This is a genomic window from Pseudomonas fluorescens (assembly GCF_902497855.1).
In the GTDB taxonomy this organism is placed as follows: Bacteria; Pseudomonadota; Gammaproteobacteria; order Pseudomonadales; family Pseudomonadaceae; genus Aquipseudomonas; species Aquipseudomonas fluorescens_BI.
This window is the reverse complement of the sequence record NZ_CABVHU010000011.1, coordinates 1-24,376: the sequence shown is the minus strand read 5'-3', so window position 1 is coordinate 24,376 and position 24,376 is coordinate 1. Positions and strand designations below refer to the sequence as shown.

Sequence of the window (24,376 nt, the reverse complement as noted above, 5' to 3'; positions counted from 1 at the left end):
GGAGCTGGCTTGCCAGCGAAGGCGGCCTCGAGTCTTGCAGTGCTCATGAAAACGCCTTCGCTGGCAAGCCAGCTCCTACAGGGTTCGGCGTTCCACAACCCATCGGTACACAGGGTTCGGCGTTTTCCACCCTGCAGGAGCAGTGTGTCGGGGGGCAAATATGCCGCGCGGCTGGCCTGACTGCTCAAGAAGGCCTAGAATTCCCGCATCTGTTTAATTCCCCAAGGTAGCCCTTTAATGTCCTTCGCTGAGCAACTAACCCGCCTGCAAGTCTTCCTCGACGCCGACGAACTGCATGACGAGGCGCTGGACTACGTGGCCGCCCACGGCTACCTCACTGCGCTGTCGATCTGTTCCGAAAGCGTTCCCGACCGTGAATGGATCGACGCGCTCTTCGCCGAAGAGCCGCATTACGCCGACGACACCGAGCGTGAAGCGATCGAAACCACCCTGCTGGCCCTCAAGGCTCACATCGCTCGCCAACTGGCGTCCGATGAAGAGTTCGAGCTGCCCTGCGACCTGGACCTGGGCGAAGAGCCGGATGATTCCGACCTGCGCGGCTGGTGCATCGGTTTCATGGAAGGCGTGTTCCTGCGCGAAGCGGCCTGGTTCGAAACCGCCGAAGACGAAGTCAGCGAAATGCTGCTGCCGATCATGGTCGGTTCGGGTCTGTTCGACGAACAGCCTGAGTTCGAAGACATCGCCAAAGACGCCAACCTGATGGACGACATGATCGTGCAGATCCCGGAAGCCCTGACCGCGCTGTACCTGCTGTGCCAGGCGCCAGACGAAAAACCGGCGATCCTCAAGCCACGTCACCACTAAGGTTCTGCCTATGGACAACCCCATAGGCAACCGCTCCTTGATGTTGCGTTACGTGCTGCTGGCCATCGGCTGGCTGAGCGTAGCGCTGGGGGTGATCGGGATTTTCCTGCCGGTATTGCCCACCACGCCCTTCCTGCTGCTGGCGGCGGCCTGTTTCGCCCGCAGTTCCCCGCGCTTCTACCATTGGCTGGTGGAGCACCCGCGGCTTGGGCCCTGGATTCGCAACTACCTCGACGGCAATGGCATCCCGCTCAAGGGCAAGGTATATGCCATCGGATTGATGTGGGCGAGCATCCTGCTCTCCTGCTACCTGGTGCCCCTGCCTTGGGCTCGCGCGTTCATGCTGACCAGTGCGGTGCTGGTGACGGTGTATATCCTCCGGCAGAAAACCTTGCACAAGTCTTGAGCCTCAAGCGATCTTTGCGCTCCACACCGACGATCTGCCCGCCTGCGCCGAAAACACCACCTAGACTTCTCCCATCTGCACACGAGCAGCCCGACATGCCTCGTCGCCGGCGTAGTCCAGGATGGTCAAGGTTCCGGCTTCGGCTCGGCGGATGGTTGCTGCTGGGCAGTTTTCTGTTGGCCGGACCGGGCAGCATCCGGGCCGATCGCGATTTTGCGCTGATCCTGCAAACCGCCGAAAAACGCTACGGGCCACTCGGCCCGGCTCAGGGGCGGATCGAGGCCTGGAGCCAGATGCTGCACGGCGAACGCGACGCACCCGTGCGCGAGCAACTGAACGCGGTCAATCACTTTTTCAACCAGCAACTGAGCTTTCAGAACGATACGCGCATCTGGCACCAGGCCGATTACTGGGCCTCGCCCGTCGAATCCCTGATCAAGGGTGCCGCCGACTGCGAGGACTATGCCCTGGCGAAGTATTTCAGCCTGCGTCACCTGGGCATTCCCAGCGAAAAACTGCGTATAACCTATGTCAAAGCCCTGAGCCGGAATCAAGCGCACATGGTGCTGACCTTCTACAGCAGCCCCACGGCCGATCCACTGGTCCTGGACAACCTGATTGGCGAAATCCGCCCCGCCTCCCAACGCCAGGACCTGTTGCCGGTATACGCTTTCAATGCCGAAGGCCTGTACTTGCCGGGAGCCAGCGGCGGCAAACCCAGCCGCGACCCGAAAAGCCTGTCGCGCTGGCAAGATGTGCTGAAAAAGATGCAAGCCGAAGGGTTCGCCATGGGCGGCGGCTAGTCGCCACAGCAAGGAGCGTGTTCATGTCACTGCGCAAACAATTGTTTCTCGCCATTTGCCTGTTCCTGCTGGTGGCGTTCAGCGGCAGTTTTTTTGTCAGCCTGGAAAGCTCCCGGGAACACATGCTCGGCCAGTTGCGCTCCCACGCCCAGGACACCGCCACGGCGCTGGGGTTATCGCTGACCGCGCAAATCAACGACCCGGCGATGACCCAGTTGATGGTCAGTTCGATTTTCGACAGCGGCTATTTCAGCAGCATCCGGATCATCGACATCGAGAATGAGCAGGTGCTGGTCGAACGCAGCGCAGCGGCCTTGGCCGAGGACGTTCCCGGCTGGTTTGTCAGTCTGGTCAAGCTGCATCCACAGGGCGGCGACGCCCTGATCATGCGCGGCTGGGAACAGGTGGCGCGCGTTGAAGTGCTGAGCAATCCGCAGTTCGCCCTGGGCAGGCTCTGGGACAGCACACTGGGCAGCCTGATCTGGCTGTTGGTGTGCGGATTGCTCAGCGCCGTGTTCGGTGGCTGGTTGTTGCGGCGGCAATTTCGCCCGCTCGAGGCCATGGTCAGACAGGCCGAAGCCATCAGTAAACGCGAGTTCCTCAGCCTGCCGAGACTGCCGCGTACACCTGAACTGAAACGCGTGGTGCTGGCCATGAACCAGATGGTCGAGAAACTCAAGGCGCTGTTCACCGAAGAGGCCACCCGCAGTGAAAAACTGCGGGCGCAGTCCTATCAGGACAGTCTGACCGGCCTGGCCAACCGGCGCTTGCTGGATGAACAGTTGGCCGACCATTTGCTGGTCGGCGAGCAGAGCAGCGACGGCCATTTGCTGATGCTGCGGATCAACGATCTGGTCGGCCTCAACCAGCGCCTCGGTGGCCAGCGCACTGACGCCTTGATCAGCACCGTCGGTGAATTGCTGACGCATCTGACTCAGGTACCCGAGCGCCGTACCTGGCTGGCGGCGCGTAATCGCGGTGGCGAATTCAGCCTGCTGGCACCGGGCCTGGACAGTCAGGATGCCGGCCGCCTGGCTGCCGAAATCAGCGCGACCCTGGAAAACCTGCGCCTGACCGGTGCCAGCGATTGCACGCCGGTGGCGCATTTGGGAATGGTCGCCTTCCAGCCCGGCGAATCGGCCAGGGACGTGCTGCTGCGGCTGGATCAGGCGCTGACTGAAGCCCGGCACCACCCCGAGCGGCCGTGGAGACTGCTGAGCCACAGCGACATTGGGCCAAACCAGACTGATCACGACTGGCGAACCTGGATCGACGATGCCCTGACCGAAGGCAAGATGCAGCTGTATTTTCAACCGGTAGTGCAATGCGCCGACACCAGTGAAGTGCTGCATCACAAAGTCCTCGCGCGCCTGCTTGATCCCCGGGGCGAGGCGATTGCCGCCGGCCATTTCCTGCCGTGGATCGAACGTCTCGGCTGGTCGGCGCGGTTCGACCTGGCCATGCTCGAAGCCACCCTCGACTACCTGCTGGTCAACCGTTGGCCCCTGGCGTTGAGCCTGTCCGGCAGTACCCTGCGCGATCAGGCGCACCTGCACAAGATCCTGGAAATGCTCGAGTCACTGCCTGAACTCGCCCCGCTGCTGACCCTGGAAATCGACGAACGCCAACTGCCTCCTCCAGAGCAATTGCAGCGTCTGAGCCATGGTTTGCTCAACACCGGCTACCGCATCGGCCTGCAGCATTTTGGTGGCAGCTTCAGCCAGATCGGCAACCTCACGCAACTGGGGCTGGCTTACCTGAAGATCGATGGGGCCTACATTCGGGGCATCGATGAGCAGCAAGACAAGCGGCTGTTCATCGAGGCGATTTATCGGGCGACGAACAGCATCGATTTGCCGCTGATTGCGGAAATGGTCGAGAGCAAGGGCGAGCTGGAAGTGATCAGGGCGTTGGGGGTGTTTGGTGTAATGGGACGGTTGATCGGGCCGCCGGAGCCGATGTGAGGCCAACCCACCTCCCACCAGACAACAAAAAACCGCCACCCCTTTAACCGGAGATGGCGGTTTTTTCGTTTCAGATCAGACCGTATCCACCTTCAACGAATGATCGTTCAACATCCCGTTGATAATGGTCGCCGTATCGTGCCCCCCCGCAACCACCCCGCCCGCCCCTGGCGTGACGCCGTAATGGCTGGCCAGGTCGACCCCTGCCAGGTCGATGGTCTGGTTCGGCGTGGCGCCGGCCATGGCGCTGACGTCGATGCGGGTGACCAGCGAGTCGCCGCTACCGCTGATTTTGAAGTGCAGGTAGTCATCCAGCGAGGCCGCGGTGCCGTTTTCCCCTTGCAGCAGTTGCGACAGATCAAGCTTGTCGGTGCCTGGCGTGAAGTCGGTGACCACGTCGTGGCCGCTGTTGCCCTTGAGCCACTGGAAGGTGTCCGCGCCGGCGCCGCCGGTGAGGGTGTTGTTGCCCAAGCCGCCGACCAGGAAGTCATCGCCATCCCCGCCGTTGAGGATGTCGTTGCCCGATCCGCCGAACAACCGGTCATTGCCGGCCTCGCCATGCAAGGTGTTGTTGCCGCTGCGGACGGTCAGCACATCATTGCCGTCGCCGGCATTGATCAGGTTGTCACCGGCGCCCGCCACCAACACGTCATCGCCCGCGGTGCCGACAAGCGTGTGGCCCTCCTGATAACTGATGGTCACGGCCGCGCTGTCGCTGGCGCCATGGCTGTCACTGGCGGTGTAGGTGCCGTGGTAATCCGGGGTGACGTCATGGGCGCCGGAGTAATTGACGGTCATGGTCAACGTGTAGTGTTCCGAACCGTTGCCACCGTGTCCCGGGCCGTCGGGAATATTGGTGATGTGGATCCGGTAAGTGGCATCCGAAGTGGCGGTAATGGTCTGGCCATCGGCGATGGCAATGAAGGCGCCACCGTTGACGGAGTACTCCATGGCGATTTGGCCGGCCGCCAGGTTGTGGTCCAGGTTCAGGGTTTCACCCTGTTTGAGGTCGACGGTGATGCGGTCCTCATCGTTGGCATTGGCGTGGGTGACTTTGCCCAGGTAACCGCTGACGACGAGCACCGCGGTCATGGTGGCCGCATTCGCGGTAAAGGCGCTGCGTACGTTCGCCAACGTCTGGTTCGGCGCGCAATTCTGGCCGCCGGTGAAGTTGATCGCCCCGGTGCCGCTGAAATCCGCACCCTTGGCAATCCAACCGGTATTGAAGGTGGTCGGTGCTGCCGTCAGCGGATCACCATCGGGATCGGTATCGTTGGCCAGCAGTAATTCACCCGGCAGCACGACGCTGCCCGACAGCACGTTGGTAATGACGTGGTCGTCGACCGCCACCGGTGCCCCGTTTGGAATGACCTTGACCACCAGCGTCGAGCTGGCCAGGTCGCCGTCGTTGTCGCTGAGGGTGAAGCCGATGTTTTCGGTGAGCACCACCGCCGTGGTTTTCTGCGAGGTGTAGCTGTACTCGCCGGTGTCGAGGTTCACCAGCAGCGTGCCTTTGTTGTCGGTGACGATGCTCAGGGTGTTGTTGGCGGTGTTGAAGGTGCCGTGATTGGCGCCACCGCTGAAGTTCAGCGAACCCTGGTGGCCGTTGCCTTTGGGGTTATAGGTGTACGTCGTGCCATCCACCGTGATGGATTTGATGAAACCGCCATCGGCGCCGAATGATCCGCCTTCGCCCAGCAGCGAGCCGGTGACCGGTACGCCGACCACAGTGCCCGACAGTACCGAGTTGAGTTGACCGAGGTCTTTGACGATCACGGCATTGGTGTTGGTGCCGGTACTGCCGTCATAGGCCAGTGGATCGAGGCTGTCATTGCTGACGCCCTTGCCCAGGCCGATCGCGTAGTTCTTGATGTCATTGTCTTCAAGGAAAGCTTTCCAGGCCGCTTCATCCGACCTGCCGATAGACCCTTCGTTGGGTTTGCCGTCGGAGAAGAAGTAACCGATGTTCTGCGCCCCCGTCAGTTTGCCTTCGGTGTCGAACGCGGTTTTCGCCACGGCCACGGCCGCGTCGTAGTTGGTGTCCCCGCCCGCCCTCAGGCCCGCGATGATCGACTTGGCCGTCGCCACATCCACCCACACCGAGGTCTTGTCCGAGGCGTTGCTGCTGAAGGTGACAATCTGCACTTTCACGTCGCCCAGGTCGTCGTACTTGTCGAGCAAGGCGCAGATCGCCTGCTTGGCCAGCGCCAGCCGCGACAGGCCATTGACGCCGGAAGCGTCGGCCATGCTGCCGGACACGTCGATCACCAGCAGCAGGTTGGTGTCGACGTCCGCGGCGACGACCGAATGTTCGGCGGCGACGGCTTTGGGCACGTCATCGACGATGTTGACGTTGATCTGGCCCCACGCCCTGCTGCCGTCGCTATCGGTAGCCACCACATTGAAGTTCTCGGTGATGCTGTTGGCGCCGCGGGCATTCGGGTGGGTTTCGTTATCCACCAGGGTGTAGCTGTAATGGACCACGCCGGTGGCCGGGTTGTAACCGGTGATGGTCAGGGTGTTGCCCAAGCCAGTCACGATCGATTGTGGAAACCCTGCGGCCACGCCGCCGGTCACCACGGCGATACCGCCCACGGTCAGGGTTTGCAGACCGTCCAATGCGATGACGGTGAAGGTGCCGCTCTGGGTCAGGGCCGATTCATCGGGACAGGAGCCGTCGCAGAGGTTTTGCTCATAGACCGTCAGCTCCCCGCAATCGATGTCCAGGCCCTTGATGATGACCGGGTCATTGTTGTTGTGGACGTTCAGCACCAGGTTGGCGGTGCTGGTGTCGCCATCGGCATCGGTGAGGGTATAGGTAAAGGTTTCCGTGCCGTCGCCGCCACCGTGCAGGGCCTTGAAGTCGGCATCGCGGGGATTGAGGGTGTAGGTGTAGGTGCCGTCGGCATTGAGCACCAGGGTGCCGTAGGTACCGTTGAACGTGCCTGGGGTAATCGGGCCGCTGCCGTGACCGGTCGGCACATGGTCGGCGCCTTGCTCGTCGTTGTTCAGCACGTTGCCGTGGAGGTTCAGCCGGGCTTCCGAGGCCGTGCGGGCATGGCTGTCGTCCACGGCCTGGGGCAGGTCGTCGACGATGTTGACGTTGATCTGCCCCGAGGCGGAGCTGCCATCCGTGTCGGTGGCGACCACATTGAAGTCTTCGCTGATGCTGTTGGCACCGGTGGCGTTCGGATGGGTTTCGTTATCCAGCAGGGTGTAGCTGTAGCTGACGACGCCGGTGGCCGGGTCGTAGCCGGTGATGGTCAGGGTGTTGCCCAAGGCAGTCACGATCGATTGCGGGAAGCCGGCGGCGACCCCGCCGATCATGACGGCGATACCGCCCACGGTGAGGGTATACAGACCGTCCAGCGCGGTGACGCAGAAGCTGCCGCTTTGGGTCAGGGCGTCCGCATCGGGACAAGAGCCGTCGCAGAGGTTTTTCTCATAGACCGTCAGCTCGCCACACTCGATGTCCAGGCCTTTGATGATAACCGGATTATCCACAACGTCCGGAACCACCGGAATCACCGGAATCACCGGCACCGGCACCACCGGAACCACACCTGTACCGCCTGCACCGACCGCCCCGCCGTCGACATTGCCCGGACCATCGACCACATGCTCACGGGGCAACTCCACGATGCGATTGAAGCCCGCCGTGGCGAAACCAAGCGTGGGATCGACCCGGCCCGCCACTTCTTGCAGCATCACAAAACTGTGGCCGCCGCCCAACGCTTTGCCGGCATCACCATTACCGGGGCCGGCCGCCGTGGCTTCGCCGGTCTGCGTCGGGTCGGCCCCCGCCGCGATCGCTTTCAGCAATTGCTCGACGTCGGTCAGTTGCGCCTGACTCGGCGTCATCACCTCCGTGGTGTCCATATGGGGCACCTGGTGAGCGAGTAGCTGGGCGTCCATTTGCAAACTGCTGCCACGGCCGAGCGTCAGTTCCCGGCCATTCTGCAGATGCACCGCCACCGCCCCCTCGGTACCGGTGAACAGTAGCTCGCCGGCGAACAGCCGATCGCCCTCGATCAGGGCGCGTCGGAAGCCGTCGCTCGAGACCGCAAACACCTGGCCGATGACCTGACTGACGATACCGATGAGCTTAGCCATGTGCATTTCCTCCGCTGCCAACCATTGTCGGAACTCTGTGGTTGCGAAGAACGTGCTCATGGCTCAAGCAGGTCGCAGGTCGGATCGTCACTGGGCAGGGCTTACCTGAAGTAAGCCGCTGCCCTGGCGACAGACTCGCCATGCGTGCCACTCGCGAGCTACCTGTGCGGTCGGGATAAACCCTGTGCAATCAACGGCATCGGGGTCCACTTGCGCAACAGGTTGCCTGCGAGTGATGCGTAACGGTGGTGAAGCAGCAGAGTGACAAAAAACCGTCACCCTAAAACCGTCACGTTTCCCTCCCCTCCAGCACTTTCCCGCCCTATGTCGATAAATGGAATGAACTTTCCTCAAGCCCTGAGAAGCTCCCTAAAGCTCCTGAATCAAGGGCTTTCGTAGAGAACAATGTGCTGGATTTTTCAGAGTGCATAAGTTTTTTTTGGCATAAGCCTTATGAGAAATACTTCTCAGGTTGGCGCCAGAATGTTCTTAGCTCTGTTGTTACAAGCATGAAACGGTTTGACTAGAAAAATCGTCAAATAATTGGCGATTGATAAGCACCATCAAGGACTTCAGGGAGATGCTCCATGCGCGTTTTGACCCCTCTTTGCAGCGCGATTCTTCTGGCCATGGTTTGTACAAGCCAGGCGCAGGCGATGTCATTGACCGAAGCGATCCAGAGCACCATTGCGACTCACCCGGAGCTGGCGTCCCGGGTGGACAGTCGCCTTTCGGCCGATGAAGACGTGAAAGTCGCCAGAGGGGGCTTTTATCCATCGGTTGATCTGAACGCCGCCTACGGGCGCGGCTACAGCGATAACACCAACACCCGGGCGTTCGGCAATCATCACAAGGAAATCCTCACCTATACCCAGTCGGAACTGCGTCTGCGCCAGATGCTCTTCGACGGTTTCAATACCGCCAATGAAGTCGAGCGCACCAAAGGCGTAGTCAACTCCCGGGCCTATTACGCTCAGGGCACCGCCCAGGACCTGGCCCTGCGCACCATCGAGGTCTACCTCGAAGTGCTCAAGCGCCGCGAACTGGTGACCCTGGCCAAGAACAACCTGCAAGCCCACCTGCGGGTCAACGACCAGATCGGCCTGCGCACCCAGCGCGGTATCGGCAGCAACGCCGACGCCGATCAGTCCACGGCCCGCCGGGCGCTGGCGGAGAACAACCTCGACACCGCCGAGGTCGATCTGGCCGATGCCGAATCGAACTTCTTCGCCGTCGTGGGGCGCATGCCCGATGAGCTGGAAACGCTGCCGTCGATTCGCGGTGAATTGCCCGCCAGCCTGTCGGACGCCCAGCAGAGCATGGTGGATAACAACCCGTACCTGAAATCGGCCCAGGCCGATGTGCAATCGGCCGAGAGCCAGTACGAAGTCTCCAAGTCGCCGTTCTACCCGCGCTTCGATGCCGAAGCCGCGGTGGGCGCGAACAACAACGTGCAAGGCGAGGAAGGTCACGACAACGAATGGCGCGTCGGGATCGTGATGAACTACAACCTGTTCCGCGGCGGCAGCGACAAGGCCCGCCTGGCCGGCAACGCGCACCGGATCAATCAGGCGATGGACATCCGCAACAACGCCCTGCGCCAGCTCAACGAGAACATCCACCTGGCGTGGAACGCCATGGTCAACGCGAAGAAACAAACCCCGACCGCCCGCGAATACGCCGAGACCACCACCCGGGTTCGGGCTGCGTATCAGGACCAGTTCGGCCTCGGCCAACGGACCTTGCTCGATGTGCTCGACAGTGAAAACGAGCTGTACAACGCCAACCGGCGCTACACCGAAGTGCGCTACGTCGAGGAGTACTCGATGTACCGCGTGCTGGCGAACATGGGCCAGTTGCTGAGCAAACAGCGTGTGGTGCTGCCCGCCGATGCGATCGCCCAGGCCGAAGTGAAAAACGAAGCTCGCCTGCCTGAACTGAGATAGCGCAACGGGAGCGTCACTGTGACCAGCATGGAATCGGGCAACATCGGTGTCGATCCGCGGCTGAGCTTCGATGACCCGCTTCTGGACGGTCTGTTGATCCTCTGCAAACTCCACGGCGCGACGGTCAGTCGCGCCAGCCTGAGTGCCGGGCTGCCTTTGGCGCACCAGCGCCTGAGCCTGGACCTGCTGCCGCGCGCAGCAGCCCGGGCCAGTTTGCAGGCGCGGGTGCTGCGCCGTGAACTGGCGGATATTTCCGCCCTCAACCTCCCCGTGATGCTGATCCTCAACAACGGCCGCACCGCGATTCTACGGCGCTGGGGCGATGACGGCCGGTCGCTGATTCTGCCGAGCGAAGCCGACGGCGGTGAGCAATGGGTCAGCCGCGAAGAGCTGGCCGAGCACTACAGCGGCCAGGCCTTGTTCGCCCGACCGCGCCATGAACTCGAAGACTTGCGCTCGCCCCTGGTGCCACGCGTCGAAGCCTGGTTTCGCGATACGTTGAAGCTGTCGAAATGGCTGTACGGCGATGCGATCCTCGCGAGCTTCCTGATCAACCTGCTGGGGTTGATGGTGCCGCTGTTCGTGATGCAGACCTATGACCGCGTGGTGCCGAACCAGGCGACATCGACCTTGTGGGTGCTGTCCATCGGCCTGCTGATCGGCACCGGTTTCGAACTGGTGCTGCGGGTGGTGCGCGCACACTTGCTGGACACCGCCGGCAAGAAAACCGACGTGATCCTGTCGGCCACGCTGTTCGAGCGCATTACCGGCATGGCCATGAAAGCGCGGCCGGCGACCATCGGCGGTTTCGCCCAAAGCATCCATGACTTCCAGGGCCTGCGGGAATTCCTCACCGCCGTGACCCTGACCAGCCTGATCGACCTGCCCTTCGCCGTACTGATGCTGGTGGTGATCGGTCTGCTCGGCGGCTGGCTGGTGGTGATTCCACTGTGTGCGTTTCCGGTCACGATCATGTTCGCCATAGTGATTCAGGCCCGCCTGCGCGACACCGTGCAAAAAAGCCTGACCCTGGGGGCCGAACGCCAGGCCCTGCTGATCGAAACCCTCGGCGGCCTGGAAACGCTCAAGGCCTGCAGCGCCGAAAGCGAACGCCAGCACCAGTGGGAAAGCACCCACGGCGCCCTCACCCGCCTCGACAGCCATGCGCGCAATCTTTCGGCCCTGGCCACCAACGGCACCTTGTTCATCCAGCAGTTTTCCGGCATGGCGACCATTGTCGCCGGGGTCTACAGCATCATCGCCGGCAACCTCAGCGTCGGTGCGCTGGTGGCGACCTACATGCTCGGCAGCCGGGTGCTGGCGCCGCTGGGCCAGATCGCCGGGTTGATCACCCGCTACCAGCAAGCGCAACTGACCATGAAAAGCACCGACGCGCTGATGTCCCTGCCCCAGGAACGCGACGCCAGACAACGACCGCTGGAACGCACGCAACTGCAGGGAGCGCTGGATGTCATCGGTGTGACCTTCCACTACACCGGCCAGGGCGCGCCGGCGCTGGCCAATGTCAGCTTCAGCGTGAAACCCGGGGAGCGGATCGGCATCATCGGTCGCAGCGGTTCGGGCAAAAGCACCCTGGCGCGGCTGGTGATGGGGTTCTACGCACCTGCAGAAGGCCAACTGCTGCTGGACGGCCTGGACCTGCGGCAGCTGGACGTCGCCGACCTGCGCCAACAGATCGGTTATGTCGCCCATGACCTGCCCCTGCTGGCCGGCAGCCTGCGCGACAACCTGACCCTGGGCGCACGCTACATCAGCGATGCGCGGATGCTCGAAGTGGCGGAACTCACCGGCGTCACCGAGCTGGCGCGCCAACATCCGCAAGGGTTCGACCGGCCTGTAGGCGAACGTGGGCAACTGCTGTCCGGCGGCCAGCGCCAGGCGGTATTGCTGGCGCGCGCCTTGTTGCTCGACCCGCCGATCATGCTGCTCGACGAGCCCACCAGCGCCATGGACAACAGCAGCGAAGACGTCCTGCGGCAAAAACTCCACGGCTGGGTCCAGGGCAAGACCCTGCTGCTGGTCACCCACCGCACCTCGATGCTCAGCCTGGTGGATCGGCTGGTGGTGCTGGACAACGGGCGGATCGTCGCCGACGGTCCGAAAGAGGCGGTGATCGATGCACTGCGCAAGGGCCGCGTCGGCTCTGCGGCTGTCTAGGAGCTTGCCATGGCCCGTTCATCCTCCGACGCGTCGCCCTCCGATTCGGAGTCGCGCGGCTACTTCGGCAGTTTCAGCAAAAGCGCCGAAAGCGAGTTCATGCCGGAAACCGCCAGCGCTGCGTTGCAGGATTCCCCGCGCTGGTCGCGGATTACGGTGTGGCTGACCGCCGCGCTGATTATCACCGCCCTGGTCTGGGCCAAGTTCGCCGTGTTGCAGGAAGTCACCATGGGCGAAGGCAAGGCGATTCCGTCGAGCAAGATTCAGGTGATCCAGAACCTGGAGGGTGGCATCGTCACCGAAATCTTCGTCCGCGAAGGGCAAATGGTGAACAAGGGCGATACTTTGCTGCGCCTGGATGACACGCGTTTCCTGTCGAACAAGGGCGAAAGCGAGGCCGATCGCTATGCGCTGACCGCGCAGGTCGAACGGCTTTCGGCGGAAGCGGAAGGACGGCCGTTCAAACTGTCGCCGGAGGTCATCGCCAAGGCGCCGCAAGTGGCCGAGGACGAGCGTTCGCTACACGAACAACGGCTACGGCGGCTGGCCAGCGAACAACGCACCCTGTCGGAACAACTTCGGCAGAAAACCCAGGAACTGGCGGAGTTCCGCTCGAAACAGGGGCAATACAGTTCCAGCCTGGCACTGCTGCAACAAGAGATGAACATGTCCGCACCGCTGGTGGGCACCGGGGCGGTTTCGCCTGTGGAGATCCTGCGGCTCAAACGCAGCGCGGTAGAGATTCGCGGCTCGCTGAACGCCACGACCCTGGCGATTCCCCGGGCCGAGTCGGCGATCAACGAGATCAAGAGCAAGATCGATGAGTCGGAGCAATCCTTCCGCTCGGACGCGGCCAAGGAGCTGAACGAGAAGCGCACCGACCTGTCGAAAATCACCGCGTCGAGCATCGCCATCGACGACCGCGTGACCCGTACCACGGTGGTGTCGCCGGTGCATGGGATTATCAAGATGCTGAAGGTCAACACCATCGGCGGCGTGGTTCAGCCGGGCAGCGACATGGTGGAAATCGTGCCGCTGGAAGATAACCTGCTGATCGAAGCCAAGGTACGGCCCCAGGACGTGGCGTTCCTGCATCCGGGGCAGAAAGCCATGGTCAAGTTCAGTGCCTACGACTACACGATTTATGGGGGGTTGAGCGCGAAGCTGGAGTTGATCGGGGCGGACACGATTACCGATGACAAAGGCAACAGTTTTTATCTGATTCAGGTAAGGACCGATAAAAATCATTTGGGCGGGGATGTGAAGCCGCTGCTGATCATTCCGGGGATGGTGGCGACGGTGGATATCATTACCGGGCAGAAGAGTGTGCTGGATTATCTGCTGAAGCCGGTGCTGAAGGCGCGGACCGAGGCGATGCGGGAGCGGTAGTTTCTGGCCGGGATTTTAGGTGATTGTGCGGGCCTCTTCGCGGGCTTGCCCCCGAAGAGGCCCTCAAAACCAACGGTCATTTCGGCATGTGATTCTTTTGGTAGGTCTCCTCCCCCATCGCCGCAATCTGCCCCTCGATCAATGCTTCGAACGGCTTTAACAACGGTTCAAAACTGATGGGCGCTTCCAGCGTCTGCAACGCCTGCACTATCGCCTCCACCGTCGACAACGCCCCCGGCCCCGGTGCCTTGCGCAGCCGATACCGGGACACGCCACCCTCCGCCAGGGTTACTCTGGGCAGCGCCGCCAGCAACGGATTGAGGTGCAGCATCTTGCGCGCCTTGCGCCAGGTGCCATCCGGAACCACCAGCAGCAGCGGCTCCTCGGCTTCGGTGTATGCCTGCAACGGCTGCGCATCATCGGCAGGAAACAACAGCCGTGCCCGATAGCCCGGTTGATTCACCAACGCCGGCAAATCCTCGAACACCTCGCCCACGATCAGCTCGGCATTGTTCAAGCCCAACGCCGCCAGGCGCGCAGTGTTCAGCGCATGGTTCACTTCGCTCGGATGCTGAAGCAGCAACACCCGAGTGCGGCTATCGAGGCTCGGGATCAGCGGGCACAGGCAATGACTGTGTGGGCGCAGGCAGCGCGGGCATTGGATTCTGGACATCTTCTCAAGCCTGATTCAGTTGCGCTTTGAGCAAGTCGCGAAAAGTCTGGATCAGCGGCTCGCGACTGCGCCCACGGCGCACGATCATGGAAAACGGCGCCTGATAACCGAAGGTCGCTGGCAGCAGCACGCGCAAGTCGCCCTTGTCGGCCCAGGCCTGGGCGTAGTGTTCCGGCAGGTAACCGATATAAGCGCCAGACAGCACCAGAATCAGCTGCGCCTCCATACTTTCCACCGTCGCAGCGCTGTGCTTGAAACCATGGCGCGCCAGTTCCGCTTGGCTCCAGTAACCTCGGCCGACCATGCGCTGCTGGGTGATGACCTGCTCGGGGATACGCCGTTCGGCGAACAGCGGATGTCGACTGCTGCAATACAACCAGTGCTGCTCACGGTACAGCGGCATGTAGACCAGCCCGCTCATGCGCGTGGAGAACGCGCCGATGGCCAGGTCGAGGCGATTGTCCTGCACGCCGAGCTGCAATTCGTAGGGGCTCATGACCGACAAGTGCAAATGCACGGCCGGGTGCTCCTGGGTGTAGGCGCCGATGGCTTCGGCAAAGGGCAAGGCCTTGTCGCTGACGGTGGAATCGATCACCCCAAGGTTCAGCGTACCGCGCAGTTCGCCCTTGAGGGCGGCGGCGTATTGCTCGAAACCTTCGAGTTCGCCGAGCAGACGCAACGTTTCCTGATGGAACAACTCGCCCTTGCTGGTCAGGCTGAAACCGCCGCGACCGCGATGGCACAGCACCAGGCCCAGGGCGGCTTCGAGCTGGCTCATGTAAGTGCTGATGGCCGAGGTCGAGAGGTTGAGCTCCTGCTGCGCGTTGGCGAATCCTTGATGGCGGACCACGCTGACGAAGATGCGCAACAGTTTCAGGTCGGGTAAAGCGTTGGCCATGGGGGGCTCCGGTTGCAGGATAGATCGTTCCCACGCTCTGCGTGGGAATGCCGCCCGTGACGCTCTGCGTCACATGAAGGAAACAGCTGGACGCGGAGCGTCCGTGGATGCATTCCCACGCAGAGCGTGGGAACGATCACGCTTAAGAGTCTATCTCCGCCATCGCCATTAGTTTAGAAAATTCTGAACTAAGTATTTGCCCGTAGCGATTCTTCCCGGCCACTACATTTCGCAGAATCGGCCCACAGCGGTGCCCGCCTCTCCCCGAGCGGCTTACCTGCATAAATAAAACAACGACGATGAGGCCTTACCCGTGGACAAGATTCTTCACCAACCACTGGGCGGCAACGAAATGCCGCGCTTCGGCGGCATCGCCACCATGATGCGACTCCCCCATGTGCCTACCGCTGTCGGCCTCGACGCCGCCTTCGTTGGCGTGCCGCTGGACATTGGCACCTCCCTGCGTCCCGGCACCCGCTTCGGGCCACGTGAAATCCGTGCCGAATCGGTGATGATCCGCCCGTACAACATGGCCACCGGTGCTGCCCCGTTCGACTCGCTGTCGGTGGCCGACATCGGTGACGTGGCGATCAACACGTTCAACCTGCTGGACGCCGTACGGATCATCGAAGAGTCCTACGACGCCATCCTCGAACACAACGTGATCCCGCTGACCCTGGGCGGCGACCACACCATCACCCTGCCGATCCTGCGTGCCATCCACAAGAAGCACGGCAAGGTCGGCCTGGTGCACATCGACGCCCACGCCGATGTCAACGATCACATGTTCGGCGAGAAAATCGCCCACGGCACCACCTTCCGTCGTGCTGCCGAAGAAGGCCTGATCGACTGCGATCGCGTGGTACAGATCGGTCTGCGCGCCCAGGGCTATACCTCCGAAGACTTCAACTGGAGCCGTAAACAAGGCTTCCGCGTGGTTCAGGCCGAAGAGTGCTGGCACAAATCCCTGGCCCCCTTGATGGCCGAAGTCCGCGAGAAAGTCGGCGGCGGTCCGGTGTACCTGAGTTTCGACATCGACGGCATCGACCCGGCCTGGGCACCAGGTACCGGCACCCCGGAAATCGGCGGTCTGACGACCATTCAGGCGATTGAGATCGTGCGCGGCTGCCAAGGCCTCGACCTGATCGGCTGCGATCTGGTAGAAGTCTCGCCCGCCTACGACACCACCGGCAATACCTCGCTGCTGGCCGCCAATCTGCTGTACGAAATGCTCTGCGTACTGCCGGGCGTGACCCACCGCTGAGGATCGGTCATGAACCAACGCGATCAGGTACAAGCCGCCTGATCGACACATTACCTGTATGGGAGCGGGCTTGTTCGCGAAGAACGATAACGCGGTGTTTCTGAAAGACCGCAGCGCCTGATTCGCGAGCAAGTCGAATCGTCGCACCGCCGCTCCCACAAGGGATTGATTTTCGCCTCACAATAAAAAAGACAATCGGAGACACGCCATCATGGCTTTGGATTTATTCGTCGTTCTCATTTACGCCGCCGCGATGCTGGTGCTCGGCTACTTTGGCATGCGCAAGGCCAAGACCAACGAAGACTACTTGGTCGCCGGTCGTAACCTCGGCCCGACCCTTTACATGGGCACCATGGCCGCAACCGTCCTGGGTGGCGCGTCCACCGTCGGCACCGTGCGCCTGGGCTACGTCCATGGCATTTCCGGTTTCTGGCTCTGCGCCGCACTGGGTTGCGGGATCGTGGCGCTGAACCTGTTCCTCGCCAAACCGCTGCTGAAACTGAAAATCTATACCGTTACCCAGGTCCTGGAAAAACGCTACAACCCGATGGCCCGCTCGGCGAGCGCGGCGATCATGCTGGCGTACGCGCTGATGATCGGCGTGACCTCGATCCTGGCGATCGGCACCGTGCTGCAAGTGTTGTTCGGCCTGCCATTCTGGGTCTCGGTATTGCTCGGCGGTGGTGTGGTGGTGGTCTACTCGGCCATCGGCGGCATGTGGTCCCTGACCCTCACCGACATCGTCCAGTTCGTGATCAAGACCGTCGGCCTGATGTTCATCCTGCTGCCGATCTGCCTGTACCGTGTCGGCGGCTGGGATGAGTTGGTGTTGAAACTGCCGGAAGCAGCCTTCAACTTCAGCACCATCGGCTGGGACACCATCATCACCTACTTCATGATCTACTTCTTCGGGATCCTGATCGGCCAGGACATCTGGCAGCGGGTGTTCACCGTCCGGACCGCCAAAATCGCGCAGTATGCCGGTACGTTCGCCGGTATCTACTGCATCTTCTACGGCCTGGCCTGCGCCCTGATCGGCATGGCCGCTCATGTGCTGATTCCGGACCTGGACAACGTCAACAACGCCTTCGCCGCCATCGTCAAACTGTCGCTGCCAGACGGTATCCGTGGACTGGTGATCGCTGCTGCACTGGCTGCCATGATGTCCACCGCCAGCGCCGGCCTGCTGGCTGCGTCCACCACCCTGACCGAAGACCTGCTGCCGAAACTGCGCGGTGGCAAACAGTCGAGCCTGGGTATCAACCGTCTGTTCACCCTGCTCACCGGTCTCGTCGTGTTGGGTATCGCCCTGGTGGTCAATGACGTGATCAGCGCCCTGACCCTGGCCTACAACCTGTTGGTGGGCGGCATGCTGATCCCGCTGATCGGTGCGATTTTCTGGAAACGCGCCACCACCGCCGGCGCCATCGCCAGCATGGGCCTGGGTTTTGCCACCGCGCTGGTGTTCATGATCAAGGACGGCATGGACGCCAACACCCCGATCTACTACAGCCTCGGCGTCGGCCTGGTGAGTTTCGTCGTGGTCAGCTTGCTGTCCCGCCGCCCGGCATCGGTATCGGCTTCGGCAGCGAGCGCCATCTAAGCTGAAAAGAATGGATTAACTTTTTTCTTCGACGAGTGTGGCGTCGGTTGCCACACTCGTTTTTTTTCGTCTGAAGGAATCAGCTTATGAAGATCGTCAGCCGTGATCAGTGGTTCGAGGTGAAGCCGCTCAGTGACGGCATCCGCCTGATTCACGAGCCGTACATCCGCCCCTTCTATCGCTGCAACCTCTGGCACATCCAGGGCCGCGACAAGGACCTGCTGCTGGACAGCGGGTCCGGGCTGGTGAGCTTGCGCGAGCAATTGCCGTGGATCACCGAGCGGCCGTTGGTAGTCGTCGCGAGCCATTGCCATTTCGACCACATCGCCGGCCATCACGAATTCCCCGAACGCCTGGTGCACCCGGCTGAAGCGCAGATCCTCGCTGCTCCCGATGGTGAAAATACACTGAGCACGGCGTTCGTCGGGGATGACATGTTCGAGGCTCATCCCGACTGCCCGCTGTGCTACGCCGAATACCGGGTCAAGGCCGCACCGGCCACGGGAATGATTGAAGAAGGCGACGTGCTGGACCTGGGCGATCGGGTCCTGCAGGTGCTGCACACACCGGGGCACTCACCGGGCGGCATCAGCCTATACGAGGCGGCGACCGAGACACTGTTCAGTGGCGACATCATCTACGACGGTCCGCTGATCGAGGACGCTTACCATTCCAACCTCGACGACTACGCCCACAGTCTGCAACGCTTGCGTGCGTTGTCGATCCGCACGGTGCACGGCGGGCATTTCGGCAGCTTTTCCGGGGAACATTTACGCAGGATGATTGACGAGTGGCAGCGCTCGCACAGCTGAAGCCTGCTGTACTCAAGCGCAGGGACAACAACGATAACGCCCTCGAAGACAACCATGAAAAAAGCCGCCGTTCGTGCCGCCGTGCATCGCTTGATCAGTCGTCTGCTGGAGGGTCAGGATGACTTCAACGACAACACCAGCCTGGCGCAGTTGGGACTGGATAGGGAGGATATCGAAGAACTGATCTTCCATTTGGAAGATGAGCTGGGTTTGACGGCGTTTACCGCCGAAGAAGATCACATGCTCAAGACTGCCAGGACGGTGAATGACTTGAGCCGGTTTTTGCTGGAGATCGGGCGGCATTGAATACCGCCCTATTGATGGAACCTGTAGATCGCCAAGTTCGTCCGAACGCGGCCCGACCCTTCGGTAGCGCCTACAGGAACACTCGCAATCGCAACCTTTGCACTATTCCCCTGCAGGAGCTGCTGAAGGCTGCGAGCTTTTCAGACCTTGACGCATTACCGGCGACGCTGCTGGCGTCGGCGCTGTTCGTCGTCAGTACGAATAGGTACAGGTTGCAGAGGCGGTTCGATCAAACCGAGTGCGACACCCAGGTCATGCAGCCAGTTTTGGATTTTCTCTTTCATGGTGCCCCCTTCAGGGTAGTGCCGAGCGGCTGAAAATTCTGTAGCCCCTTCGCACTGATAATAGTCCGAAGTCCTGCACAATGCTCGCCAAAAGTCGCAATGATCTGTTACTGAATTGATCCAAATACCTGACCGTTAGTTCAAGCCGTCAGCTGAACGCGAGCCGGGGCCCCGGATAGACCGTCTGTCGCCACTTGAACCACGCATTCGGTGGGCCCGGGGGCTTTGCTGCCCGATACCCTCAGTGCTGCCCCAAGGCTTGGCGTAGACGGCGGCGCACCCACTGTTCGGCACTGACAAAGGTGATGCCCAACAGCACCAGCACCGCGCCGACGACGAAGTTGAGACTCAACTCTTCACCCAGCAGCACTACGCCGAACGTGACGCCAAACAATGGTGTCATGAAGGAAAATACCGCCAGGTTCGCTGCCAGATAACGGCGCAGCAGCCAGAACCAGGTCAGGTAACTGAAGAACGACACGACCAGTCCCTGGAACAGCACGCTGGCCACCGCTACAGTGGTCAAGCTGACGTGGCTGACCTGGCCGCTGAGGATTGCGATCAGCAGCAGGCCGACGAAACCGACGATCAGTTGATAAAACAGGGTCAGGGTCACCGGCGCTTCCGACAGGCGCGAAGCGCGCACCACCACGGTCGTCGCGCCCCATGACGCGCCGGCCAGCACGCCCAATGCATCGCCCAGCAGCATGCGCCGATCGAGATTATCCCAAGACACGCCACCGGCAAATGCGACGGCAATCCCGACGAACGCCAGAAAAATGCCCAGCCACTGGACAGGTCTTAAACGTTCGCTCGGCAATAGCCAGTTGACACCCAACGCGGTAAAGATCGGCGCGGTGTAGAGGAACACCGACATGTGTGCCGCCGTGGTCAGTTGCAGGCCTTCGGAAATGAAGAAAAACTCCAGACCGAACAATGATCCGGCCAGCAAACCGCCGCGCCAGGTACTGCCGACCTGATCCCAGCCACCCTTCCAGCACAGCAACAATCCTACCAGCAATGCGGAAATGCCCGACCGCCCTGCCGCTTGCATGACCGGGGCAATGTCGGGTGCCGCCCATTTGATCATCACTTGCTGGACGCCCCAGATCAGGCACAGCCCCATCATCACTTGCAGGGCAAACCCGTCGGCGCTACGCCGGGTGGCGCTCACCGGAACACCTCGACAACACAATCCATGGCAGTGACTCGACAGTAAAAGCAAAGCCCCGGTTTTTTTGCCGGGAAAGCGCCGGGGCGAAAAATTGTGCTGCCGATTATTAACCAGATGGCCAGAAAATGCCGCCTGCCAGAGACCTTGGGATTCCTGGTTGCGTCATTTTCTGAAAGTCATTGCGGGGGCCGACGATCACCTGGAGGTGCCGCGCCGTCCTGCATACTCGCCCCCCCTGTAGGAGCGAGCTTGCTCGCGATGGTCGTCAACGATGACGCGGGTTTTCTGGTTAAACGCGGCGACTTGAAGTCCATCGCGAGCAAGCTCGCTCCTACAGGGGGCGGTGTACCAGCTCAGCTCAGCTCAATGCGGTCTGCATGAATGACGATCTGGCCGTTCTTGTACAACGCACCAATCGCCTTTTTGAAGTTGCCCTTGCTGACGCCAAACATGCTGGTGATCACCGTCGGATCGCTCTTGTCGCTCACCGGCAATGTGCCGTTGTTGTCGCGCAACCTGGCGAGGATCTTCGAGTTGAGGCTGGTGGCAGCTTCTTCACCGACCGGTTGCAGGCTGAGGCTGATCTTGCCATCGGCCCGGACTTCTTTGATAAAGCCCTTTTCTTCTTTACCGGCGCGCATGAACTTGAAGATTTCGTTCTTGTGGATCAGGCCCCAGTGCTTGTTGTTGATGATCGCCTTGAACCCCATGTCGGTAGCTTCGGCAACCAGCAGGTCAACTTCCTGGCCCGGGGTGTAGGTGGCCGGGGTCTTGTCCAGGTAGCGGTCCAGACGCGCCGTCGCCGTGATGCGGCGGGTGTGTTTGTCGAGGTAGACGTGCACCACCACATACTCGCCAGCGGTCATCTGACGCTTTTCTTCGGAGTACGGCAGCAACAGATCCTTCGGCAAGCCCCAATCCAGGAAAACCCCGATGCTGTTGACTTCAACGACTTTCAAACTGGCGAATTCACCGACCTGCACTTTCGGTTTTTCGGTAGTTGCGATGAGTTTGTCATCGCTGTCCAGATAAATAAAAACGTTGAGCCAGTCTTCATCTTCGCTGGGAATATCTTTGGGAATATAACGATTGGGCAGGAGGATTTCGCCATCCGCGCCACCGTCCAGATATAAACCGAAGTTAGTGTGTTTAACCACTTGCAAACTGTTGTAACGCCCGACTAAAGCCATGTCCAATACCCTCATTGCGTGGGCGGCATTCTACCCGGTTTTGCGGGTCGCGTTTGGCGGCCAGCCCGATGGCGCAGGAAAATCCTCTGAAGCCCTTAATTTTCCTGATTTTTATCCCGCATGCCTGGCCACTCGTCAGGCCACGCGGACGCTGCTCGCGCCTGTCAGCCAGGCAAAAACCGCTGATTGCTCACTGTTCTTTTTAGTTAAAACAGTAGCTTAGGGGCTTTTTCCAAATATTAACTTGCGATCCCTCACTCGCCTGCGATCTGTATTTTGGGAGGATATTTACCAAGCAATTGTCAAGTATTTCCTGTACTATGCCTGGCCAAGTTAATTTCTACAGGTTAATGGCCGCCATGCGTGTAAAAGCATCCAACAGCAAAGCAAAGCCAGCTCCAGCCGTTGAAACCAGCGAATCGATCAATAACCAGATTGCTGCGTTCCTCAAGTCCGGCGGCGAGATCCAGCAAATTGCCAAAGGCGTCAGCGGCCAGACGTTCGGCCCGTCCAAGCAGATCACCTTGGGCAAAAAGTAACTTTACAAGATTTCTCCGCGATAACTGGTCCCTAAGCGCTTTGAGCTTTGAAGCGCTTGGACTGGAACCCTCCTGCAACATCCCGCCCAACACCCATCCATCAAAAATCGACGAACGGCCATCAATGCCGAGCATTCGCCGGTATCCTTGCACACGTCTAGATCAAGCGTTTCAGCAGGTTTTTCTCCTGCTCCTCGCTGTTCATGGAGTGACGCATGCTCAAACCCTCTCTTTTCCTGCTCGCCAGCCTGCTGGCGTGTTCGGTCGCCAATGCGCAAATCTTCCAGCGTGAGCTGGGCGATTTCGATCTCAAGCTGGGCACCAGCCCCAGTCGCAGCATGGCCCAGGGCCTGGTCAAACCTTCCAGCACCGGCTCGTTCCACGGCGGTCTCGACCTGAGCCACGATAGCGGATTTTACGTGGGCCAATGGTCCCCGAGCGCGGGCTTGAGTCCGGGCAACAACCTTGAAGTCGATTCCTACATGGGTTTTAAACAACCCTTCGACCACAGCCTCGGCTACGAAGTAGGCATGATCCATTACAGCTACCCGACCGTGGAGACGCTCGACAGCCAGGAGCTGTTCGGTGGCCTGACCCTGCTGGGCAGTCGGTTCGGCGCGGCGTTCAGCAACGATCCGGACAAACGCAACAGCACGCTCTTCGCCGACCTGAGCGGCAATCAGCCCTTCGGCATCGGGGTCAGCATGAAATACACCACGCACCAACTCAACGCGCCGGTGTCCGTCGAGGGTGGATATGTCGGCAGTTTCACCGATTGGTCAGTGAAGCTCTCCCGGCCATTCATGGGCATCGACCTGGACCTGATCTACAGCGACTCCAGCCTCAGTGGCAGCGACTGCTCCGCCTATTCCGGGCACAACAGCCAGTGCGATGGCCTGGTCACCCTGAAGGCTCAACATGCCTTCTACTGACTGGCTGAACTGGCGAGCTCATCCCGCGTCCACATGAGAACCCACGCTTTCGCAAGGACTTGCCCATGTCGCGCTGGCTTACGTGTCTTACCGTTGTTATCACCCTCAGTCTTGCCCTCGGCGCGTGCAGCCGCATGGGCCTGGCCTATCGCAATCTCGACGTGATCATCCCGTGGACGCTCGGCGATTACCTGAACATGAACGGCGAGCAGAAGGACTGGTTCAACGAACGCCTCCGAGAGCACCTGAGCTGGCACTGCACCACGCAACTGCCGGGCTACCTCGACTGGCTGGACCGCTTGCAGGACATGGTCGAGCGCAACCAGGTCACCGATGTTGCGCTGCAAGCCCGCACTCGGGAAGCCAAACAGGCCATCGCCCAGACCGCCAGGGAAATCACCCCGTCGGCCATCGAGTTGTTGCAGGGGCTGAATGACAAGCAAGTCGCGGAAATGAATGACGCCTTCGCCAAGGACCAGCGCAAACGCGAGGAGCAATACCTCAAACCGTCCCTTGCCCAGCAAATCAAGGAGCGTGGCGAGCGCATGGAAAAACGCTTGAACGACTGGCTCGGCCCGCTCAGCCCGACCCAGCAGCAACGGGTCGTTGCCTGGTCGACTGCCTTGGGCGATCAGAACACGCAATGGATCGCCAACCGCGTCCATTGGCAAAAGCAATTCAGTGCGGCGGTTGCGCAGCGCCAAAGCCCGCAGTTCCCACAGCGCATCGAGACGCTGCTGGTCAATCGAGAGATGTTGTGGACTCCCGCCTATCGCCAAGCCTACGCCAACACCGAAGCCCAGGCGCGGTCGCTGTTCGTGGACTTGATGGCTGAGAGCACGCCGGAGCAACGGCAGCGATTGCTGAAAAAGATCGATGGGGTGCGCAAGGATTTCAATGATTTGAAATGTTTTAAAGCCGCCAGACAAGGTTAAGCAACCAACCCCCTCTGTAGATACCGTCTTGAACCTCACCGGGCAAGCGCAAGTTTCGGGTCGTAGGGTTGGCCCGACTTGAGCACACCGTAAACGAAGTGCAGCAGCTTGCGCATCGCCGCACAGATAATCTGCTTGGGGG

General features: G+C 60.8%; 21 protein-coding genes and 1 pseudogene. 15 read left to right on the top strand and 7 right to left on the bottom strand.

Annotated elements, in window-relative coordinates; all coding sequences use genetic code 11:
* Window positions 1–237 precede the first annotated feature (237 nt).
* From F8N96_RS21180 to lapD, 4 genes are all read left to right on the top strand, one after another.
* On the top strand, window positions 238–825 hold the full coding sequence (locus F8N96_RS21180) for a YecA family protein (RefSeq protein WP_150766609.1): 588 nt from the start codon (window positions 238–240) through the stop codon (window positions 823–825).
* A gap of 10 nt (window positions 826–835) precedes the next feature.
* Entirely contained in the window at window positions 836–1,231 is a 396-nt protein-coding gene (locus F8N96_RS21175) for a YbaN family protein (RefSeq protein WP_150799481.1), read from the top strand.
* Window positions 1,232–1,326: 95 nt separating this feature from the next.
* On the top strand, window positions 1,327–2,034 hold the full coding sequence (gene lapG / locus F8N96_RS21170) for a cysteine protease LapG (RefSeq protein WP_150799480.1): 708 nt from the start codon (window positions 1,327–1,329) through the stop codon (window positions 2,032–2,034).
* Window positions 2,035–2,057: 23 nt separating this feature from the next.
* Window positions 2,058–3,998, top strand: coding sequence for a cyclic di-GMP receptor LapD (gene lapD, locus F8N96_RS21165; protein WP_150799479.1), 1,941 nt, complete (start codon window positions 2,058–2,060; stop codon window positions 3,996–3,998).
* Window positions 3,999–4,073: 75 nt separating this feature from the next.
* Here lapD and F8N96_RS21160 read toward each other — a convergent pair whose 3' ends face one another.
* Window positions 4,074–8,111: a retention module-containing protein gene (locus tag F8N96_RS21160; protein WP_150799478.1), complete on the bottom strand. Its 4,038-nt coding sequence runs from the start codon at window positions 8,109–8,111 to the stop codon at window positions 4,074–4,076.
* 587 nt (window positions 8,112–8,698) lie between these two features.
* Here F8N96_RS21160 and F8N96_RS21155 point away from each other — a divergent pair.
* From F8N96_RS21155 to F8N96_RS21145, 3 genes are read left to right on the top strand one after another with little or no spacing between them, the layout of a single operon-like run.
* A complete protein-coding gene (locus tag F8N96_RS21155) occupies window positions 8,699–10,057 on the top strand; it encodes a TolC family outer membrane protein (protein ID WP_150799477.1) in 1,359 nt (452 codons plus the stop codon).
* Between the two features lie 18 nt (window positions 10,058–10,075).
* Window positions 10,076–12,235, top strand: coding sequence for a type I secretion system permease/ATPase (locus F8N96_RS21150; protein ID WP_150799476.1), 2,160 nt, complete (start codon window positions 10,076–10,078; stop codon window positions 12,233–12,235).
* Between the two features lie 9 nt (window positions 12,236–12,244).
* Entirely contained in the window at window positions 12,245–13,624 is a 1,380-nt protein-coding gene (locus tag F8N96_RS21145; protein WP_150799475.1) for an HlyD family type I secretion periplasmic adaptor subunit, read from the top strand.
* Window positions 13,625–13,700: 76 nt separating this feature from the next.
* On the opposite strand, the gene F8N96_RS21140 is transcribed toward F8N96_RS21145, so the two are convergent.
* Both F8N96_RS21140 and F8N96_RS21135 read right to left on the bottom strand, forming a co-directional pair.
* Entirely contained in the window at window positions 13,701–14,297 is a 597-nt protein-coding gene (locus F8N96_RS21140; RefSeq protein WP_150799474.1) for a tRNA-uridine aminocarboxypropyltransferase, read from the bottom strand.
* Window positions 14,298–14,301: 4 nt separating this feature from the next.
* Entirely contained in the window at window positions 14,302–15,195 is an 894-nt protein-coding gene (locus tag F8N96_RS21135) for a LysR family transcriptional regulator (RefSeq protein WP_150766618.1), read from the bottom strand.
* Between the two features lie 313 nt (window positions 15,196–15,508).
* Between F8N96_RS21135 and speB the strand changes: the two genes are divergently transcribed.
* The 4 genes from speB to F8N96_RS21115 all read left to right on the top strand — a co-directional run bounded on the left by speB (window position 15,509) and on the right by F8N96_RS21115 (window position 19,180).
* Complete coding sequence (gene speB / locus F8N96_RS21130) at window positions 15,509–16,459, top strand: agmatinase (RefSeq protein WP_150799473.1); 951 nt, start codon at window positions 15,509–15,511, stop codon at window positions 16,457–16,459.
* 211 nt (window positions 16,460–16,670) lie between these two features.
* Window positions 16,671–18,062, top strand: a complete 1,392-nt coding sequence (locus F8N96_RS21125; protein WP_150799472.1) for a sodium:solute symporter — start codon at window positions 16,671–16,673, stop codon at window positions 18,060–18,062.
* An 86-nt stretch (window positions 18,063–18,148) separates the two neighbouring features.
* Window positions 18,149–18,874: an MBL fold metallo-hydrolase gene (locus F8N96_RS21120; RefSeq protein WP_150799471.1), complete on the top strand. Its 726-nt coding sequence runs from the start codon at window positions 18,149–18,151 to the stop codon at window positions 18,872–18,874.
* 54 nt (window positions 18,875–18,928) lie between these two features.
* Window positions 18,929–19,180, top strand: coding sequence for an acyl carrier protein (locus F8N96_RS21115; RefSeq protein WP_150799470.1), 252 nt, complete (start codon window positions 18,929–18,931; stop codon window positions 19,178–19,180).
* 155 nt (window positions 19,181–19,335) lie between these two features.
* On the opposite strand, the gene F8N96_RS35710 is transcribed toward F8N96_RS21115, so the two are convergent.
* The 3 genes from F8N96_RS35710 to F8N96_RS21105 all read right to left on the bottom strand — a co-directional run bounded on the left by F8N96_RS35710 (window position 19,336) and on the right by F8N96_RS21105 (window position 21,828).
* A complete protein-coding gene (locus tag F8N96_RS35710; RefSeq protein ID WP_007914492.1) occupies window positions 19,336–19,464 on the bottom strand; it encodes a PA1414 family protein in 129 nt (42 codons plus the stop codon).
* Window positions 19,465–19,705: 241 nt separating this feature from the next.
* On the bottom strand, window positions 19,706–20,638 hold the full coding sequence (locus F8N96_RS21110) for a DMT family transporter (RefSeq protein ID WP_150799469.1): 933 nt from the start codon (window positions 20,636–20,638) through the stop codon (window positions 19,706–19,708).
* 353 nt (window positions 20,639–20,991) lie between these two features.
* On the bottom strand, window positions 20,992–21,828 hold the full coding sequence (locus F8N96_RS21105) for a S1 RNA-binding domain-containing protein (RefSeq protein ID WP_150799468.1): 837 nt from the start codon (window positions 21,826–21,828) through the stop codon (window positions 20,992–20,994).
* Between F8N96_RS21105 and F8N96_RS21100 the strand changes: the two genes are divergently transcribed.
* The 4 genes from F8N96_RS21100 to F8N96_RS21085 all read left to right on the top strand — a co-directional run bounded on the left by F8N96_RS21100 (window position 21,827) and on the right by F8N96_RS21085 (window position 24,234).
* On the top strand, window positions 21,827–22,051 hold the full coding sequence (locus tag F8N96_RS21100) for a hypothetical protein (protein ID WP_150799467.1): 225 nt from the start codon (window positions 21,827–21,829) through the stop codon (window positions 22,049–22,051). The two genes, F8N96_RS21105 and F8N96_RS21100, sit on opposite strands and share 2 nt — an antisense overlap.
* A gap of 127 nt (window positions 22,052–22,178) precedes the next feature.
* Window positions 22,179–22,367 carry a hypothetical protein gene (locus F8N96_RS21095; RefSeq protein ID WP_017337097.1) on the top strand — a complete coding sequence of 63 codons (189 nt, stop codon included), beginning with the start codon at window positions 22,179–22,181 and terminating at the stop codon, window positions 22,365–22,367.
* A 215-nt stretch (window positions 22,368–22,582) separates the two neighbouring features.
* On the top strand, window positions 22,583–23,299 hold the full coding sequence (locus F8N96_RS21090) for a TorF family putative porin (RefSeq protein ID WP_150799466.1): 717 nt from the start codon (window positions 22,583–22,585) through the stop codon (window positions 23,297–23,299).
* 65 nt (window positions 23,300–23,364) lie between these two features.
* Window positions 23,365–24,234: a DUF6279 family lipoprotein gene (locus tag F8N96_RS21085; protein WP_150799465.1), complete on the top strand. Its 870-nt coding sequence runs from the start codon at window positions 23,365–23,367 to the stop codon at window positions 24,232–24,234.
* A gap of 35 nt (window positions 24,235–24,269) precedes the next feature.
* Here the strand turns inward: F8N96_RS21085 and F8N96_RS21080 are convergent.
* A pseudogene (locus tag F8N96_RS21080) lies at window positions 24,270–24,376 on the bottom strand (IS110 family transposase); the annotation flags it as partial.